Genomic DNA, 18400 nt, shown 5'->3' on the forward strand with positions numbered 1-18400 from the left:
GGAAGTGCGTGGTTTCCCCAGGGTCGCCGCTCTCCATAAACATCAGGCGCGGCTGAAGATGCCGACGTGCTCGGTGGACTCTTCCACACGCCACAGGCCGCCACCGTTGCCTTGCAGGGCAAAGCGCGCGCCTTCGACCTGACGTGGGCCACAGTTGCCGCGCAGTTGCTCCACCAATTCGAAGATCTGCCCGATGCCGGTGGCGCCGATCGGATGGCCCTTGGATTCAAGGCCTCCGGACGGGTTGACCGGCAGCCGGCCACCCAAAGCGCTGTCGCCGCGTTCGGCCATCACACCGCTCATGCCCGGTTCGCACAGGCCCAGGGCTTCGATCGCCAGTAGCTCGCCGATGGCGGTAGCGTCATGCACCTCGGCCACATCGATGTCCTGCGGAGCAATGCCGGCCTGTTCGAAAGCGACCTTGCCGGCCAAGTGGGTACATCCCTTGTCGAAATCTTCGGCGGCACGGGCCGAGGCCGAGCGCACGACGCTGGCCAGTACCTTGATCGCGCGGTTCTTGTTGAAACCGTACTTCTTCAGGGCCGACTCAGTACACAGAATCGCGGCGGCGGCGCCATCGGAAATCGGCGAGCACATCGGCAGGGTGATCGGGTAGGTGATCGGTGGCGCAGCGAGGATCTCCTCGATGCTCATGGCATTGCGGTACTGCGAGCGTTCGTTGTGCACCGAATGACCGTGGTTCTTCGACGACACAGCGGCCAGTTGCCGCTGGGTGATGCCATAGCGATCCATCAGGCCACCACGGCCCAGGGCTGCATAGACGTCCATGAACGGGCTGTAGGGTTTCTCCGATTGCGAGCCGGCGGGTGGCACGATGCCTTTGCCCATGCTCGCCAGGTAGTGCTTGTTTTCCTCGAAGGTTTCGATGTCCCAGGCGGATTCGAAGGCCGAGAACATTTTCGCCTTGTCGCTGTAGAACATCTTCTCCGCGCCAACCGCCAGGGCTACTTCGGCAGCGCCGGCCTGTAGCTGGGTAACGGCCAGGTTGAAGGCATGGCTCGAAGAGGCGCAGGCGCCTTCGATGTTGAAGATCGGGATGCTGTCCAGGCCCAGAGGCAGCAGCGCCACCTGGCCACGGATCATGTGTTGGCCATCGAAATGGCCCTGGGTGCAGTTGCCGAAAAAGCCGACCTGAATCCACTTGCGGTCGCAATCGGCGTCTTTCAGGGCATCTTCCACCGCCCAGGCGGTGAGTTGCTTGATGGTCTTGTCAGTGTGACGGCCGAAGGCGGTCATGCCGACGCCGACGATGTATACGTTTTCCATCGTTACCTCGAATCACTCAGTAAAAAGGGGCAGGGCGCCTGAATCCGGTTTCTGTGGGAGCGAGCCTGCTCGCGAAGACGAAATTCCAACCACAGAAGATGCGGCGGCAGTACCGGCCTCTTCGCGAGCAGGCTCGCTCCCACAGGTTTCGAAGCTGCGAATCAGTAACCCTTGAAATCCGGTTTGCGCTTTTCGGCGAAGGCGCGCACGCCCTCGGCCATGTCGTAGGAGCGCTGGTGGTCGCGCAGTTCCAGCAGCTCCTGGCGCAGGGCATCGGCTCGGGACTTGTCGCCGGCCTCGTCGGCGACTTTCTTCATCTTGCGCAGTACCAGCGGGCTTTTCCCGGCCAGCTTGTCGCCCAGTGCCTGCACGCGCCCGACCAGTTCACTGTCGGCGACCACTTCGCTGACCAGCCCGTAGTTCTTCATGTCCTGGGCGGGCAGGGCGTCACCGGTGAACAGCATGTACTTGGCGATGTTCTCCGGGATCTTGCGTGGCAATACCGCTGCGCCACCGCCGCCGGGAAATACGCCGAAGTTGGAGTGGGCATCACCGAAACGCGCACTTTGCGCGGCAATCACCAGGTCGCAGCACAGCACCGTTTCCAGGCCACCGGCCAGGGCCAGGCCGTTGACGGCGGCGATCACCGGTTTGGGAAACGCACGCAGCGCATCGAAAAAGGTAACGATGGTGTCCAGCAAATCCTTCTCGCCGGGCTGCGGCGTGCCGCCGGCTTTGAGGTCGGCGCCGGCACAGAAGGCCGGGCCAGTGGCGGTCAGGGCTACCACGCGGACTTGATCGTCGTTTTCCCAGGCGTGCAAGCGGGCGGTCATGGCCTCCAGCATTTCACGGTTAAGGGCATTCATGGCTTTCGGACGGGTCAGGGTGATCCAGCCCACCTGGCCCTTGATGTCAAAAGAAACGGACTCGCTCATCTCCAATCCTCGATCAAATGCAATTGACGTTTCTGTCTGGACTGGAAATTACGCGAGTCACTCAGACCCTCACCCCCCCCTTGCGGACGGGGCGCCGACCGCTTCGCCTGTTGCAGGATGGGCGTCACATCCAGGCAAAAAGCCAAGGGCGGAGAGTCAATCATGCAGACAAATGTCATCAACGCCGGCGATCTGTTGGTCGCCACCAAGTTCTCGCCACCGCGTCTGAACGCCCGGCACATCCCCCGTGCCTACCTGCTGGGTCGCTTGCGCGAGTCGCAACTTTGCAGTGCCACCCTGATTACCGGTGGCGCAGGGTTCGGTAAAACGGTTTTGCTCGCCCAATGGCGTCTGGAATTGATGAAAGCCGGGCTGGACGTGGCTTGGGTTTCGTTCAGCCTTGACGACCGTCAGTTCGCCAGTTTCCTGTCCTATTTGCTGGCGGCCTTGCAGCGCCTGGGCATCGCGATCGAACAGGATTGGCTCAACAGTGACGGCAGCGAACAATCGATCAATGCCTTGATCGCCCTGATCACCCACGCCGCACAAGACCTCGAAACAGAAATGCACCTGCTGCTTGACGACTTCCAGCATGTCGACTCGCCGATCGCACACCGGCTGATGCAGAAATTACTGGATCATTGCCCGTCCAACCTGCACATCACCCTTGCTTCGCGCAGCACACCGCCGCTGAGCCTGGGGCGTTTGCGCATGCAGGGCCATGTGGCCGAGATCGATACCGCCGAACTGCCGTTCGATGTCGATGAAACCCAAGCATTCTTCAAGCAAAACCTCAGCGTCCTGCCACTCACCGCCGACGAAGAACGCCTGATCCATGACTTGACCAGCGGCTGGCCCGCCAGCTTGCAACCCATCGCCACCATGTTGCGAGTGCGTCCGACCCGGCGTACGCAACTGCGTTCGATCCTGCGTAACTCGGCGGACCTTCAGGCCTACCTGACCGAGGACGTGGTGGCGTGCCTGCCGCCGGAGTTGCTGGAGTTCATGGAGAAGGTTTCGATACTGCGGCGTTTCAATGCCGATGTTGGCGCGTTCGTCACCGGCAGCCCCCATGCGCAAGACATGATCAAGCGGGCCGAGGACGAGAATCTGTTGATTCATCGCATCGAATCGGAAGACAGCTCGCCCTGGTACCGCTTCCATCCGCTGTTCGGCGAATTTCTCACCCAGCGCCTGACGGCCCGTGGCGAGGCGGTGGTGCAGGCGCTGCATCGACACGCCAGCCAGTGGTTCGCCGAGCATGACTATCTGGTGGAGGCGGTGCGCCACGCCAATCTGGGCGGTGACCGTGATTACGCCGTCAAGGCCATGGAACAAGCGGCGTCCAGCACCTGGAGCATGGCCTATATCAGTCCGATGCTGCACCTGCTCGAACGCTTGCCCCAGGATATTCTGTTCGCCCATCCGCAACTGTTCATCATGGGTTGCCTGACCTATGCCTTTACCGCCCGCCCGGAAAAGGCCCAGCGCTGGCTGGAGCAGATCCGCCGCAGCGAGGCATCGCGCAACCCGGCGATCTCTTCGAAACTGGTCCTGGCCGACGCCGCCATTGCCCTGACACTGGATCAGCCCCATCGGGTCATCGGCCTGCTGGAACCGACTCTCCAGACACCCCTGGAAAACCGCTCGTTGCGCTACATCAGCCTGTCGGGACTGGCCACCGCCTATCTGTCGGTGGGGCGTGCGGATGATGCGCGCCGGCTCCATGAGCGGCATCCGATCGAGCTTCAGGACCGCGAAAACGACATGGCCATGGTCTTCGAAAGCACCCGGGCGCTGACCCGTCTCAGGGAGGGTAATGCCCGGCAGGCACAAAGCATCGGGACCAGCGTTACCGGGCGTGCCGAACACGCCTATGGGCGCGACTCGGTTGCAGCCAATCTGTGCGCCGCCACACTCTGCGACGCCTTCTATGAGCTCGACCTGCTCGACGACGCGTTACGGGTGCTGGCCAATCGCAGCGGGATTTTGCGTTCATCCATGCCCGAAGTGATGGGGCGGGCTTCCATCTGCCGCGCACGCATCACCTTGCAGCGCGAGTCAGCCCAGGCTGCCCTGCATTTCCTCGAGGCGCAGGGCGCGCATTTTCACGTACTGGGCCTGGACCGGCTGCTGGCGATGATGCTGGCCGAGCAAGTCCGCGTGCTGATACAGCAAGGTGAAAGTCGTCGCGCCGTCGAGCTGATGACGCGACTGACGGCGCTGGAGGCCGAGCAACGCCCCCACGCCGAAGCACGGGAGGCCATCGGTTGCCTGGCGGCGATGTCCCGAGTGCGACTGGCACTGGCCGGGCGTGAGCCGGGCCAGGCCCTGGAACACCTGCAGTCCATTGCCGCCTACGTTGAGCAGTCGGCAAAGGGACGCACCCTGATTCGTCTTCGCTTGCTCAGCGCCCTGGCTCACCACATGCTCGATCAGCCGGATCAGGCTCGGACGTACCTGCAACAGGCCCTGGAGGCGGGTGCGAGAATGGGATTGGTACGTACGCTGCTCGATGAAGGCCCGGCGGTGCTCACATTGCTGGCTCAAGGGCAGGACGAAATCGCCCGGGACAGTTCGACCGCCGATTACCTGAAGACATTGCTCAACCGCGAACTACCCCACGAGGAGCCCACGCCAACGGCGGTTGTCCCCAGGAGCATGCCGGACGGGCCACGGGCCAGCCTGACGCCGCGAGAGCTGGAGATCCTCGGCCTGATCGCCCAGGCCATGTCGAATAAACGCATTGCCCTGACGCTGAACATTACCTTTGGCACGGTGAAATGGAACGTGAAAAACATCCTCGCCAAGCTGGGGGTGTCGAGCCGCTATGCGGCGATCTCCCTGGCTCGCCAGCAGGGCATGCTCAAGTAACCGGATGTTGGCCGCGGCCCGCACACCCTCCCGAGACGGGAGGCGCCTGCGCCGCTGGCCAACCCCCATGCTCAGGTCAGCATCGACTACCCGACCCGGTTCAAGAGGAAGACCATGAGCGATACATCAGCAGCATTCCTGAGCGAGCAGGAAATCATGATTCGCGACGCCGCCCGCAAAGTGGCGCAAGAAGTCGTGGCCGCCACGGCGGCCGAGCGCGACCGCACGGGCGCCTGGCCGCACGCGGAACTCAAGGCGGTGGCCGAGCTCGGCTTCCTGGGCATGCAGATTCCCGAGGAGGCCGGCGGTTCGGGCATGTCCTTTCCTGAATACTGCCTGTGCATCGAGGAATTCGCCGCAGCGGATGCCGGCTTCGCGACCATTCTGCATGTCCACAACGGCATGACCGACATGCTGCATCGCTTCGGCACCGAGGGGCAAAGGCAGCAGTATCTGGCCGGGATGATTTCCGGCGAGCTGATTGCCGCCGGCTTGCTGACCGAGCCCCAGGCCGGTTCCGACACCGCCGCGTTCCGCACCACGGCGCGCCGCGACGGCGACCATTACGTTCTCAACGGCAGCAAGCAGTTCATCTCCAACGGCAGCGAGGCGGGCGTCGCCTTTGCCATTGCCGCGACCACCGATACTCCGGAGGGCCGCAAAGGCCCGAGCATGTTCATCATTGATCCGCGTGAGCCCGGTTATATCGTCACGCGCGTCGAAAGCAAGATGGGCCAGCGCTCGGCGCACGTGGCGGCCATTCAACTGGATAACTGCCGGGTACCGGCGCACAACCTGCTGGCAGAGGAAGGCACTGCCTACAAACGCCTGATGGCCACTCTGTCGGAAGGCCGGATCGGCATCGCCGCCGTGGCGGTGGGCGCCGCCCGTGCTGCGCTGGACGCGGCGGTGAAGTATGCCAACGAGCGGGAAGCCTACGGTGCGCCGATCATCAAGCTGCAAGGCGTGGCGTTCGATCTGGCCGACATGGCCACCCAGTTCGAAGTCGCGCAGCACTACATGCTGCACGCCGCGCGCCTGCATTACGCCGGCGTTCCCTGCGCCAAGGAAGCGTCGATCGCCAAGCTGTTCGCCAGCGAAATGGCCGAGAAGGTCTGTTCCGAAGCACTGCAAATCCATGGCGGCTACGGCTACCTCAGCGATTTCCCGGTGGAGCGCTACTGCCGTGACGTGCGGGTGACCAAGATCTACGAGGGCACCAGCCACATCCAGAAAGTGATCATCGCCCGCAACCTGTAACCGGGTGGCGTTGGCCTTTGCGGACAACTTGAGGCACGGCCAGGTACGACCCGGCCGATGCGGCATCAGGAGGAGTTGAATGTGACTGACAGTGCAGTGCTTTATGAAAAGATCGGCAAGACCGCGCTGATCACCCTGAACCGGCCACAGAAAAGAAATGCCTTCGAGGCCGCCATCAACGAAGCCTTGCCGGCAGCCCTGATGGCGGCACAGGACGATCGTTCGGTGCGCTCCATCGTCCTGACCGGCGCCGGCGGGGCGTTCTGTTCCGGTTTCGACCTGGGCAGCCTGGAGGAGGGCGAGGACGCCGTGTTTGCCGGGCGCAAACTGGTGCTGGGTTTTCATGAGTGGTTCACCAGCCTGGTGGACCTGCAAAAACCGGTGATTGCGGCGGTCGATGGCGCGGCCGTGGGGGCAGGCTTCTCGCTGGCCCTGGCCGCCGATTTCATGTTCGTCACGCCACGGGTACGGTTGTTGCCGACCTTCCTGAGCCTGGGGCTGGTACCGGATCTGTCGATGCTTTACGTCTTGCCACGGGTGGTGGGGCTGGCCAAGGCCAAGGAGCTGGTGTTTTGCGCCCGGCCGCTCGATGCGCAACAGGCATTGGCGCTGGGTCTGGCGCAAGCCGTCATCTCCCAGGAACAACTGGTGGAGAGCGCCTTGCAGTTCGCCCGGCAGTTCGATGACGCACCACCCGATGCGCTAGGATTGGCCAAGACGCTCCTTAATCGGTCGTTCGAGACCGACCGCCACGCGATGACCCAGTTCGAAGCCAGCGCTCAGTCATTGTGCGGGGCCAGTCGTTACCATGCCGAAGCCGTGCGCCGCTTTCTCGGCAAGGAAGGGTTGCCCTACCCGGGCGCGGTCTTGCCACAGCCATGAAGCCCCAAAGAGGGAGGGGCAGCCGGCCTTCGGGCCTGCCTATCCTTGAGACTACAGGCTTACCCCTGTAGGGGCCGGCTTGCTGGCGATAGCGATGCATCAGGCACTGCATTGTTAACTGGACTGCCGCCTTCGCCAGCAAGCCGGCTCCTACAGGTTTGTATGTTTTCCAATGCCTGACGTATGTACACGCATTACAACGAACCGGCAGGATTTCCAATATTGAGGAGTAAGACATGATGCAGAAAGTCGTCGTCGCGGGTGTAGGTATGATCCCCTTCGTCAAGCCTGGCCAGAGCGAGACCTATGCGGTCATGGGCGAGCAGGCCGTGCGGCTGGCCCTGGCGGATGCCGGCGTCGGTTACGAGTCGGTCCAGCAGGCGTTTGCCAGTTACATCTTTGGTGATTCCACCAGCGGCCAGCGTGTGTTGTACAACGTCGGCATGACCGGCATCCCGGTGATCAACGTCAACAACAACTGCGCCAGCGGCTCAACGGCACTGTTCCTGGCCAATCAGGCCATCGCCAGCGGTATGGTCGACATCGTCCTGGCATTCGGTTTCGAGCAGATGGTTCCGGGGGCCATCCCCAGTGCCTTCCCGGACCGTCCGAGCCCGCTGGAGCTGTTCCTCGATCAGTGCGACGAAGCGATTCCCGGTGCCGCACAGATTCCGGCCGCGCTGCGTATCTTCGGCAGCGCCGGGGTGGAGCATATGAATCGCTTCGGCACGCCACTGGAAGCCTTCGCCAAGATTCGCGCCAAGGCCAGCCGTCACGCCGCGAACAATCCCAAAGCCGTATTCCGCAAGGTCGTCACCACTGAGGAAGTCATGGCCGATCAGGTGGTGTGGCCGGGCGTCATGACCCGTCTGATGGCCTGCCCGCCAACCTGCGGCGCAGCGGCGGTCGTGTTGTGCAGCGAGGCCTACGCCAGAAAGCATGGCCTGGATCGCAGTGTGTCGATTGCCGGCCAGGCCCTGACCACCGATGGTGCGGAAACCTTCAAGTCGGGCGACATGCGTGACGTTGCCGGCTACTCGATGTCCCGCGCGGCTGCGAAGAAGGCGTATGAAATGGCCGGTATCGGTGCCGAGGACGTGCACGTCGTCGAACTGCATGACTGCTTCGCCCAGAATGAGCTGCTGACCTACGAATCCCTGGGCCTGTGCCCGGAAGGCGGGGCGCAGAAGTTCGTCGACGATGGCGATAACACCTACGGCGGCCAGTACGTGGTCAACCCGTCCGGCGGCCTGCTGTCCAAGGGGCATCCGATCGGCGCCACGGGCCTGGCGCAATGCACCGAGCTGGTCCAGCAACTGCGCGGCCGCGCCGAGCAGCGCCAGGTAGAGGGGGCGCGCATTGCCCTGCAACACAACGTCGGTATTGGTGGCGCCTGTGTGGTGACCCTGTACCGCAAGGACTGAGGAGGCACACTATGGATTTTCACTCTGACGCCGGGCTCGAGGCTTTCCGTGAGGAGGTCCGCCAGTTCCTCCGGGCGCATGTCCCCGCCGAACTGACCGGACTGGAACGTTGCACGCGTTCTCCGCGCGAGCAGGTGCTGCGCTGGCAGAAGCTGCTCAACGATCAGGGCTGGGGGGCGCCGTATTGGCCGAAGGAACATGGCGGCAATGGTTGGACGACTCAGCAGCAGCTCGTGTTCGATGAAGAGTGCGTTGCCCTGGGTACGCCTACCCAGGACGGCTTCGTGCACAAGTTGTTGGGTCCGGTGCTCAATGCGTTTGCCACGCCTGCGCAAAAAGACCGGCACCTGCCGCCCATCCTCAATGGCGAGCGTTTGTGGTGCCAGGGTTTCTCCGAGCCGGGCGCCGGTTCGGACCTGGCCTCACTGAAAACCCGCGCCGAGCGCGACGGCGAGCACTATGTGGTCAACGGCCAGAAGATCTGGACCAGCTACGCCCACGAGTCCGACTGGATCTTCCTACTGGTGCGCACCGACGCCGGGGTCAAGAAACAAGCCGGTATCAGTTTCCTGCTGGTGGACATGAAGACACCGGGCATCACCGTGCGGCCAATCCGCAGCATCGATGACGCCCATCATTTGAACGAGACCTTCTTCGACAACGTGCGGGTGCCGGAGGCGAACCTGGTCGGCGGCGAAGGGCAGGGCTGGACTATCACCAAGTTCCTGCTCAACAACGAGCATGCCACTGCGGCCGAGCTGCCGGCGCTCAAGCGTTACCTGCACGAGTTACGCCACTTCGCGAAGACGTTCCAGGTGGAGGGGGCAGCGCTCATCGAGCGCCCCGAGTTCGCCCTGAAGCTGGCGCGCCTGGAGGCCGAGTTGCAGGCCGTCGCGATGCTGGTGCAGCGTGTCGCGCAGCTGGAACAGGCGCACAACCCCGCGTCGCTGATGCTGGGCTCGATGTTGAAAATCCGAGGTACGGAGCTGCAGCAGCGCATCACCGAGGCTCAGGTCGAGGCGCTGGGCAGCTACGGGGCAGTGGCCTATGCGCATCCCCACGACGCGGGGCCGGAATCGGCGTATCCGCTACAGCAGCAGGCGCGCGGCATTGCCAACGATATGTTCTTCCGACGCGCCTCGACCATCTATGGCGGCACCAGCGAGGTGCAGCGCGGCATCATCGCCAAGATGCTGTTCCAACTTTGATAGCAGGACAAGGTTATGGACTTCGCACTGAATTCGGAACAACGACTATTGCAGGACAGCGTTCACCGTTACGTCGACAAGGCATACGGTTTTGAGGCCCGCACCGCGTTACTGAAGGCCGGCAAGAACGGCAGCGCCGACAACTGGGGCATCTTCGCCGACAACGGCTGGCTGATGGCCGCGTTGCCGCAAGAGTACGGCGGCCTGGGTGGCTCCCTGCTGGACACCGTAATCATCGCTCAGGAACTGGGCCGTGGCCTGGTGCTGGAGCCTTTTCTCGGTTGCGCCGTGCTGGCGGCACAAACCCTCGTCGCCGGCGGCACGCCGGCGCAGAAGATCCGTCTGCTGCCGCACCTGGCCGAGGGCACGCTACGCATGGCTTTGGCCTACAGCGAGCCGAACTCGCGCGGCATGCCTGAGCCGGTGGCCTTGAGCGCCGAACCCGTGGGCCAGGGCTACCGACTCAACGGCTGCAAGACGTTGGTGCTTGGGGCGGTAGATGCCGCAGTTTTCATCGTCTCGGCGACCGTTACCAGCGTGCCCGGTGTCACCCTTTTGCTGGTGGACGGCAACAGTGCCGGCTTGCGGCGTCAGGCATTGCGCCTGCATGACGAGACCTGGGTCGAGGAGTTGACGTTCGACAACGTGCTGGTCGACGCGGACGCTGTGCTGGGCGAGCCCGGTCAGGGCTTGTCGGCACTGCGCACCGGCCTGGCTCACGGTACGGTGGTGCTGTGCGCCGAGCTGATCGGGGTGATGGAGAAGACCCTTGAGGTCACCGCCGAGTATCTGAAGGTACGCCAGCAATTCGGCGTGCCCATCGGTTCGTTCCAGTCCTTGCAGCATCGCATGGCTGACATGGCGGCGGAGATGGAGCTGGCGCGTTCGAGCCTGCACGTCGCCCTGGCATCGATGGCCAACGATGATGAAGCCACCCGTAGCAAAAAACTGTCGGGCAGCAAGATGCTGATCTGCCGCGCGGCGAAGTTCGTCTGTGGCCAGGGTATTCAGTTGCACGGCGGTATTGGCATGACCGAGGAATACCTGGTCGGTCACTACTACAAGCGCGCCATTGTCGCCGACCTGCAACTGGGCAGCAGCGACCGCCACGAAGCGGCCTGCGCGTCAGCCCTGCAAACGGAATTGCGCGGCTGAGTGCCGGTTTCCATATCTTCGAGTGAAAACAATGAACAACAACAACAACGAAAACACGGCCCTGGAACCGCAACGTCACGGTCCCTTGCAGGGGCTGCGCATCCTGGAGATCGCCGGTCTCGGGCCGGCTCCCTTCTGCGGCATGTTGCTGGCCGACCTGGGCGCCGATGTGGTGTTGGTGGATCGTGTCCAGGTCGGTCCGGAAGACCTTGACCAGGAGCACCATGCCGTGCACAACCGCGGCAAACGCTCCATCGCCGTGGACCTGAAAAGTCCCCAGGGTGTGGCCACGGTGCTCGACCTGGTCGCCAACTGCGACGCAATGATCGAAGGCATGCGTCCTGGGGTCATGGAGCGCCTGGGTCTTGGCCCCGACGTCTGCCGGCAGCGAAATCCGGCGCTGGTCTATGGCCGCATGACCGGATGGGGGCAGGAAGGCCCGCTCGCTCACGCGGCTGGGCACGACCTGAACTACATTGCCCTGTCCGGCGCGCTGTGGTGGTCAGGGCAGCCGGGCGAGGCGCCGATGTCGCCACCGAGCCTGGTCGGTGACATCGGCGGCGGGGCCCTGTACCTGGCAGTGGGCGTGCTGGCTGGCATCATGCATGCGAAGGCAAGCGGCGAGGGCCAGGTGGTGGACGCCGCCATTGTCGACGGCAGCGCCCATATGCTCAATCTGATGCTCGGCCTGAAGTCGGCGGGGCAGATGCACAACGAGCGCGGCCGTAGTTTGCTGGACGGGCCTCACTGGTATCGCACTTACCGCTGTGCCGACGGTCACTTCATTTCGCTGGCCACGGCGGAGCCACGCTTCAACAAACTGCTGATGGAAAAGCTCGGCCTGACGGACGACCCCGATTATGCGGGCACTTACGACCCACAGCGCTGGGCAGGGCTGCACGAGCGTTTCGTCGCGCTGTTCGCCACGCAAACGCGCCAGCACTGGTGCGAACTGCTCGAAGGCACCGATGCCTGCTTCGCTCCAGTGCTGAACATCGACGAAGCGGCGCGGCATCCGCACATGCTCTCGCGCGGCGTCTACAGCCAGGTCGATGGCGTGCTACAGGCCAACCCGGCACCGCGCTTCTCGGGTACGCCCGCAGCAAAGCCGGGCCCGATACCGGTGCGCGGCGCAGCGGCTGAGGCAATCCTGCGCGACTGGAACCAGCAATAACCGGACATTAAAGGCGAGGGCCATCGACTGGATGCCCCTTTGGCAGGCGTTGTCGTCTGCCGACGCCGAGCGCTTTAGGAGCGATGCATGGAAAACAACAATACGACGACCTTGCTCCATCGATTCCTCCACTGGGAGCAAACCAGGCCGCAAGCCATTCACCTGAGCCAGCCCGTGGGCGAAGAAGTGATCGACTACAGCTGGCGTGAAGTAGGGGATCAGGCGCGGCGCATGGCCGCGTACCTGAGCAGCCTGGCACTGCCGACGGGTAGCTCCATCGCGATTTTGGGCCGCAACAGCGCGCACTGGGTCATTGCGGACCTGGCCATCTGGATGGCTGGACACGTTTCGGTGCCGCTCTATCCGACCATGAGTACCGATGGCATGGCGCATGTGCTGGAGCATGCCAACGTGCGCCTGGCCTTCGTCGGTCGAATCGATGCCTGGGATAGCGGGCGTCAAGCCCTCTTCGAAAACATTGCGTTGATCGCGTTGCCACTGGCACCCGATCTGGATGCAGGGTGCTGGGATACACTGATCGCCGCACATGCGCCCTTGTGTGAGCTTGAGCTGCCGGCCCCGGAGCAGCTCGCTACTATCATTTATACGTCCGGCACCACCGGCATGCCTAAAGGCGTGATGCATAGCTTCGCCAGCATGTACACCTATGCGAAGCTTGGTGGAGGGGACTTTTGCAGCATGACGCCCGACGACTGCATGCTTTCCTACCTGCCGCTGGCGCACGCCGCCGAACGCTCGTGCGTGGAGAGCAATTCGCTCTGCCACGGGGCACGTATTTACTTCAACGACAGCCTGGAAACTTTCTCCCGTGACCTTTGCCGGGCGCGGCCGACCGTTTTCATCTCTATGCCCCGGCTATGGACCAAATTTTACCAAAGCGTTTGTGCGAAGCTGGGTACACAGCAGCGTGATGCACTGACCGGCCCCGACGGGGCGGTGTTGAAAGAGCAGATTCTCGGCATGCTTGGGCTGGACCGTACCCGTATCGCCTTCACTGGCTCGGCACCGCTGCCGACCGATATCGTCAATTGGTACCGCAGCCTTGGCCTTGAGTTGCTGGAGGTCTACGGCATGTCGGAGAACTTCTGTTACTCGCACTACAGTCGTCCGGGTCAGGTGCGTATTGGCTACGTCGGTCAGGCACTGCCGGGAGTGGAGTGCCGATTGTCGCCGGAGGGCGAGATCCTGGTCCGCTGCGCCACGCAGATGCTTGGCTATTACAAGGACCCGCAGCAGACCGCGCAATCACTCACTACCGATGGTTTCTTCCATACCGGCGACCGTGGCGAGTTGGACGAGCAGGGTCGATTGAAAATTACCGGGCGCGTCAAGGAACTGTTCAAGACCAGCCGGGGCAAGTACGTCGCGCCAGCTCCCATCGAGAACCGGTTGGTCAACGACTTGGTGGAGGCCGCCTGTGTCACCGGCATGGGACAGTCGCAGCCCTTCGCACTGCTCCTGCTGTCGCCGACTGGCAGAGCCCGGCTGGGCGACGCAGCAGGGCGCGAGAGCCTGCGTGGCGAGCTGCTGACCTTGCTGGAACAGGTCAACGCCAGCCTCGAGGGGCACGAAAAGCTGGATTGCCTGGTGGTGGTCAAGGATGTCTGGACGATCGACAACGGGTTCCTGACGCCGACGCTGAAGATCAAGCGCACTGTCATCGAGGACCATTATCTGGCGCACGTGCAGGACTGGGCCGACTCCGGCGAGCCTATCCACTTCCAAGCCTGTTTTTAAACCTCGCAAAACCGTGTGGCGAACGAGCTTGCTCCGGGCGGCATTCCCGCGAAGCGGCCCCAAAAATCCGACAACCTCGCGATTTTTGTGAGTGCTGCGCACTCATGCCCGAGCAGGCCCCCTCGCCACAGTTTTCTCACTGACCCAAGATTCCGGACGCAGCCCCCGCCCTGTCCATAGGGGAGGGGTCGTGCAAATCCCCGGACTCTTATACTGGTCCCAGGCATGGCGATCCGCCCAAGAGCGCGCCAGCAACAGCCCCATCAGAACCGAGGATATCCAGACATGAGTCAGAAAGTCGTAGTCGCCGGCGTCGGTATGATCCCGTTCGTCAAGCCGGGACAGAGCGATACTTACGTCGCCATGGGCGAGCAGGCAGTGCGCCTGGCCATGACCGACGCCGGCGTCGGCTACGAGTCGATCCAGCAGGCTTATGCCAGTTACATCTATGGCGACTCCTGCTGCGGCCAACGCGTGCTCTACAACGCCGGCATGAGTGGCATCCCGGTGATCAACGTCAACAATAATTGCTCCAGTGGTTCCACCGCGCTGTTCCTGGCCAACCAGGCCATCGCCGGCGGCGCGGCGGAAGTCGTGCTTGCAGTAGGCTTCGAGCAGATGAAGCCCGGCGCACTGGGCGACACATTCCCCGACCGACCTTCGCCAGCCGAGCTGTTCCTTCGCCAGTGCGAGGGTAGCGACCCCGACGTCAATGCGATGCCTGCGGCACTGCGCCTGTTTGGCAGTGCCGGCCTGGAGCACATGAAGCGCTTCGGCACGCCACTGGAGACCTTTGCCAAGATACGTGCCAAGGCCAGTCGCCACGCGGCGAACAACCCCAAATCGGTATTCCGCAAGGTGGTTACTACCGAAGAGGTCATGGCCGACCAGGTCCTCTGGGCCGGAGTGATGACTCGCCTGATGGCCTGCCCGCCGACGTGCGGCGCGGCGGCGGTGGTGTTGTGCAGCGAAGCCTATGCGAAGAAGCATGGCCTCGATCGTAGTGTATCGATTGCCGGCCAGGCGCTGACCACCGATGGTCCGGAGACTTTCCACGGCGGCGATCTGCGCAATATCGCCGGCTATTCCATGTCTCGGTCGGCGGCGCAGAAGGTCTACGAGATGTCCGGCATCGGCGCCGAGGATGTGAACGTGGTCGAGTTGCACGATTGCTTCGCCCACAATGAACTGCTGACCTACGAATCCCTGGGTCTGTGCCCGGAAGGCGGGGCGCAGAAGTTTGTCGACGATGGCGACAATACCTATGGCGGCCACTACGTGGTCAACCCGTCTGGCGGCCTGCTCTCCAAGGGCCACCCGATTGGCGCGACAGGTCTGGCGCAGTGCACCGAGCTGGTCCAGCAGTTGCGCGGCCAGGCCGAGCAGCGTCAGGTGGAAGGTGCACGCATTGCCCTGCAACACAACGTCGGTATTGGTGGCGCCTGTGTGGTGACCCTGTACCGCAAGGACTGAGGAGACACACCATGGATTTTCAACCTGATGCCAGCCTCGAAGCTTTCCGCGAAGAAGTTCGCCGGTTCCTTCGGGACCAGGTTCCGGCGGATCTGAAAGGGCAACAGCGCTGCGCCCGCTCGCCCCGAGAGCAGATCATGCGCTGGCAAAAGCTGCTCAATGAGCGCGGTTGGGGTGCGCCGTATTGGCCGAAGGAGCACGGCGGCACCGGTTGGACGGTGCCACAGATCCTGGTGTTCGATGACGAGTGCAGCGCCGCCGGCACGCCGACTCAGGATGGCTTCGTGCACAAAATGCTCGGACCGGTACTCAATGCGTTTGCCACTGCGCAGCAAAAGGCCGAGCATCTGCCGGCGGTGTTCAATGGCGAGCGCCTGTGGTGCCAGGGTTTCTCCGAGCCGGGCGCCGGCTCCGACCTAGCCTCGTTGCGCACCCGTGCCGAGCGAGATGGCGACTGCTATGTGATCAACGGCCAGAAAACCTGGACCAGCTATGCCCACCATGCCGACTGGATCTTCATGCTGGTACGCACCAACCCGGACGTGAAGAAACAGGCGGGGATCAGCTTTTGGCTGGTGGACATGCGCACGCCTGGAATTACCGTGCGTCCGATCCGCAGCATCGACGATGCCCATCACCTCAATGAAACGTTTTTCGACAACGTGCGAGTGCCGGTCGGTAACCTGATCGGTGCCGAGGGGCAGGGCTGGACCATCACCAAGTTCTTGCTCAATAACGAACATGCGACCACCGCCGATCTGCCCGAGCTCAAGCGTTACATGCGTGAGTTGCGGCTGATCGGCACCACGCTGCAAGTGGGCGACCAGCCGCTCTGCGAGCGTCCGGAATTCGCCCTGAAACTGGCGCGGCTGGAGGCGGAACTGCAAGCCATCGAGATGTTGGTGCAGCGGGTCGCGCGCCTGGAACAGCAGCACAACCCGGCGTCGCACATCCTGGGCTCGATGCTCAAGATCCGCGCCACCGAATTGCAGCAACGCATCACCGAGGCGCAGATCGAGGCGCTGGGCGACTACGGCGCGATTGCCTATCCGCATCCCCACGAGGCCGATCCGCAGCAACCGTTCCCGCAGCAAAAACTTGCGCGGGGCATCAGCCACGACATGTTCCTGCGCCGGGCGTCGACCATTTACGGCGGCACCAGCGAAGTGCAGCGCGGCATTATCGCCAAGATGCTGTTCCAACTCTGATAGCAGGAAACCGGTATGGATTTCGAATTCACTTCGGAACAACAACTGTTGCAGGACAGCCTGCGACGTTATGTGGACAAGGCCTACAGTTTCGAGGCGCGTACTGCGCTGCTCAAGGCGGGCAAGAACGGTAGCGCGGACAACTGGGGCCTCTTTGCCGCCAACGGCTGGCTGATGGCCGCGTTGCCGGAAGCCTATGGCGGGCTCGGTGGATCGCTGGTGGACACGGTGATCATCGCCCAAGAACTGGGTCGCGGACTGGTGCTGGAGCCCTTTACCGGCTGTGGCGTGCTGGCGGCGCAGACCCTGCTGGCGGCAGGTACAGAGGCGCAAAAAGCGCGGCTGCTGCCGCAACTAGCCGACGGCACTTATCGGATCGCGCTGGCGTATAGCGAAGCGGGTTCACGGGGCATGCCGTTGCCGGTCACGCTACAGGCCGAGCGTCAGGGTGAGGGCTTTCGCCTGACCGGGCGCAAGACTCTGGTAATCGGTGCTGTCGGTGCAAAAGCGTTCATCGTCTCCGCGCAGATACCGCAAACACCCGGCATCAGCCTGCTGCTGGTCGATGCGGATCGTCCGGGTCTCACCTGTCAGACACTGCCCCTTCACGACGGCACCTGGGTGCAGGAATTGCATTTCGATGGCGTCGAAGTCGGCGTTGAGGCCTTGCTGGGTGAGGCAGGACAAGGCCTGTCCGGATTACGCCAGGGCCTGGCCAACGGCATTGTCGCCCTATGCGCGGAGCTGATAGGCGGCATGGAGAAAACCCTCGAAGTCACCGCCGACTACCTCAAGGTTCGCCAGCAATTCGGTGTGCCTATTGGCTCGTTCCAGGCCTTGCAGCACCGCATGGCCGACATGGCGGCGGAACTGGAACTGGCGCGTTCGAGCCTGCACGTGGCCCTGGCATCGATGGCCAACGATGACGAAGCCACCCGTGACAAGACCGTTTCGGGCTGCAAGATGCTGATCTGCCGCGCGGCGAAATCCGTCTGCGGCCAGGGTATCCAGCTGCACGGCGGCATCGGCATGACCGAAGAGTACCTGGTCGGGCACTACTACAAGCGGGCCATCGTCGCCGACTTGTTGTTGGGTAGCAGCGACAGCCACGAGGCGGCCTGCGCAGCCGCATTGCAGGTCGGGCTTCGCGCCTGACCTGCCCATCAACAGACCATCGAGAGCACAACAATAATGAAAAGCTACGAAACCCTGGCCGAACTGCAAGGCCTCGTCGGCGAAGTCGTGGGCACCAGCGACTGGGTGACCATCGATCAGCAACGCATCAACACCTTTGCCGAAGCCACCGGCGACCACCAGTGGATCCACACCGACCCCGAACGCGCCGCCAAAGGGCCGTTCGGCAAGACGATCGCCCACGGGTTTCTGACCCTGAGCCTTCTGCCGACCTTCATGACCAATGCCTTCGAACTGCGGAACGTGAAGATGGGCGTGAACTACGGCATGAACAAGGTTCGCTTTGTGCAGCCAGTGCCGGTGGACAGTCGCTTGCGCGGGCATTTCAAAGTGCAGTCCTTTGAACCGCTGGAAGGCAACGGCGCTCAGATAACCTATGAAATGACTGTGGAAATCGAGGGTGCCGCCAAACCGGCTTGCGTGGCGGAGACCATTCTTCGCGTATTCGCCTGAACCGATAACGCCTGCAATACCTCACTGACAAACGCCACGCGCATTCCGATGCCGCGTGGCGTTTGCGTTTTCAGTCGGGTGACGGGGTACCCCCTCCCTTGCCAAACCAATAAGG

Annotated in this window: 14 protein-coding genes; 12 read left to right on the forward strand and 2 right to left on the reverse strand. The window is 62.8% G+C overall.

Going from position 1 to position 18400, the window contains the following annotated elements; translation table 11 throughout:
- Window positions 1-42: 42 nt before the first annotated feature.
- Together GPL81_RS30510 and GPL81_RS30515 are read right to left on the reverse strand one after the other, a co-directional pair.
- Window positions 43-1287 carry a thiolase family protein gene (locus GPL81_RS30510; protein ID WP_160109806.1) on the reverse strand — a complete coding sequence of 415 codons (1245 nt, stop codon included), beginning with the start codon at window positions 1285-1287 and terminating at the stop codon, window positions 43-45.
- Window positions 1288-1448: 161 nt separating this feature from the next.
- Window positions 1449-2222 (reverse strand): enoyl-CoA hydratase/isomerase family protein, encoded by a 774-nt coding sequence (locus tag GPL81_RS30515; protein ID WP_160109807.1) that lies wholly within the window; start codon window positions 2220-2222, stop codon window positions 1449-1451.
- Window positions 2223-2384: 162 nt separating this feature from the next.
- On the opposite strand from GPL81_RS30515, the gene GPL81_RS30520 reads away from it, so the two are divergent.
- The 12 genes from GPL81_RS30520 (at window position 2385) to GPL81_RS30575 (ending at window position 18285) form a co-directional block, all read left to right on the forward strand.
- Window positions 2385-5096, forward strand: coding sequence for a winged helix-turn-helix domain-containing protein (locus GPL81_RS30520; protein ID WP_160109808.1), 2712 nt, complete (start codon window positions 2385-2387; stop codon window positions 5094-5096).
- A gap of 114 nt (window positions 5097-5210) precedes the next feature.
- Window positions 5211-6356 carry an acyl-CoA dehydrogenase family protein gene (locus GPL81_RS30525; RefSeq protein ID WP_160109809.1) on the forward strand — a complete coding sequence of 382 codons (1146 nt, stop codon included), beginning with the start codon at window positions 5211-5213 and terminating at the stop codon, window positions 6354-6356.
- 81 nt (window positions 6357-6437) lie between these two features.
- Entirely contained in the window at window positions 6438-7238 is an 801-nt protein-coding gene (locus GPL81_RS30530; protein ID WP_160109810.1) for an enoyl-CoA hydratase/isomerase family protein, read from the forward strand.
- A gap of 236 nt (window positions 7239-7474) precedes the next feature.
- Window positions 7475-8662, forward strand: coding sequence for a lipid-transfer protein (locus tag GPL81_RS30535; RefSeq protein ID WP_160109811.1), 1188 nt, complete (start codon window positions 7475-7477; stop codon window positions 8660-8662).
- Window positions 8663-8673: 11 nt separating this feature from the next.
- A complete protein-coding gene (locus GPL81_RS30540) occupies window positions 8674-9870 on the forward strand; it encodes an acyl-CoA dehydrogenase family protein (RefSeq protein WP_160109812.1) in 1197 nt (398 codons plus the stop codon).
- Window positions 9871-9885: 15 nt separating this feature from the next.
- Window positions 9886-11025, forward strand: coding sequence for an acyl-CoA dehydrogenase family protein (locus GPL81_RS30545; protein WP_160109813.1), 1140 nt, complete (start codon window positions 9886-9888; stop codon window positions 11023-11025).
- A gap of 31 nt (window positions 11026-11056) precedes the next feature.
- The gene (locus tag GPL81_RS30550) at window positions 11057-12199 is read left to right on the forward strand and encodes a CaiB/BaiF CoA transferase family protein (RefSeq protein WP_178122641.1); all 1143 of its coding nucleotides are present in this window, start codon (window positions 11057-11059) and stop codon (window positions 12197-12199) included.
- Between the two features lie 87 nt (window positions 12200-12286).
- Complete coding sequence (locus GPL81_RS30555; RefSeq protein WP_160109814.1) at window positions 12287-13957, forward strand: AMP-binding protein; 1671 nt, start codon at window positions 12287-12289, stop codon at window positions 13955-13957.
- A 285-nt stretch (window positions 13958-14242) separates the two neighbouring features.
- A complete protein-coding gene (locus tag GPL81_RS30560) occupies window positions 14243-15430 on the forward strand; it encodes a lipid-transfer protein (protein ID WP_160109815.1) in 1188 nt (395 codons plus the stop codon).
- An 11-nt stretch (window positions 15431-15441) separates the two neighbouring features.
- Window positions 15442-16638, forward strand: a complete 1197-nt coding sequence (locus GPL81_RS30565) for an acyl-CoA dehydrogenase family protein (protein ID WP_160109816.1) — start codon at window positions 15442-15444, stop codon at window positions 16636-16638.
- 15 nt (window positions 16639-16653) lie between these two features.
- Window positions 16654-17793 carry an acyl-CoA dehydrogenase family protein gene (locus GPL81_RS30570; RefSeq protein ID WP_160109817.1) on the forward strand — a complete coding sequence of 380 codons (1140 nt, stop codon included), beginning with the start codon at window positions 16654-16656 and terminating at the stop codon, window positions 17791-17793.
- A gap of 36 nt (window positions 17794-17829) precedes the next feature.
- A complete protein-coding gene (locus tag GPL81_RS30575; protein ID WP_160109818.1) occupies window positions 17830-18285 on the forward strand; it encodes a MaoC family dehydratase in 456 nt (151 codons plus the stop codon).
- Window positions 18286-18400 lie beyond the last annotated feature (115 nt).

It is taken from the genome of Pseudomonas izuensis, from assembly GCF_009861505.1.
Taxonomy (GTDB): Bacteria; Pseudomonadota; Gammaproteobacteria; order Pseudomonadales; family Pseudomonadaceae; genus Aquipseudomonas; species Aquipseudomonas izuensis.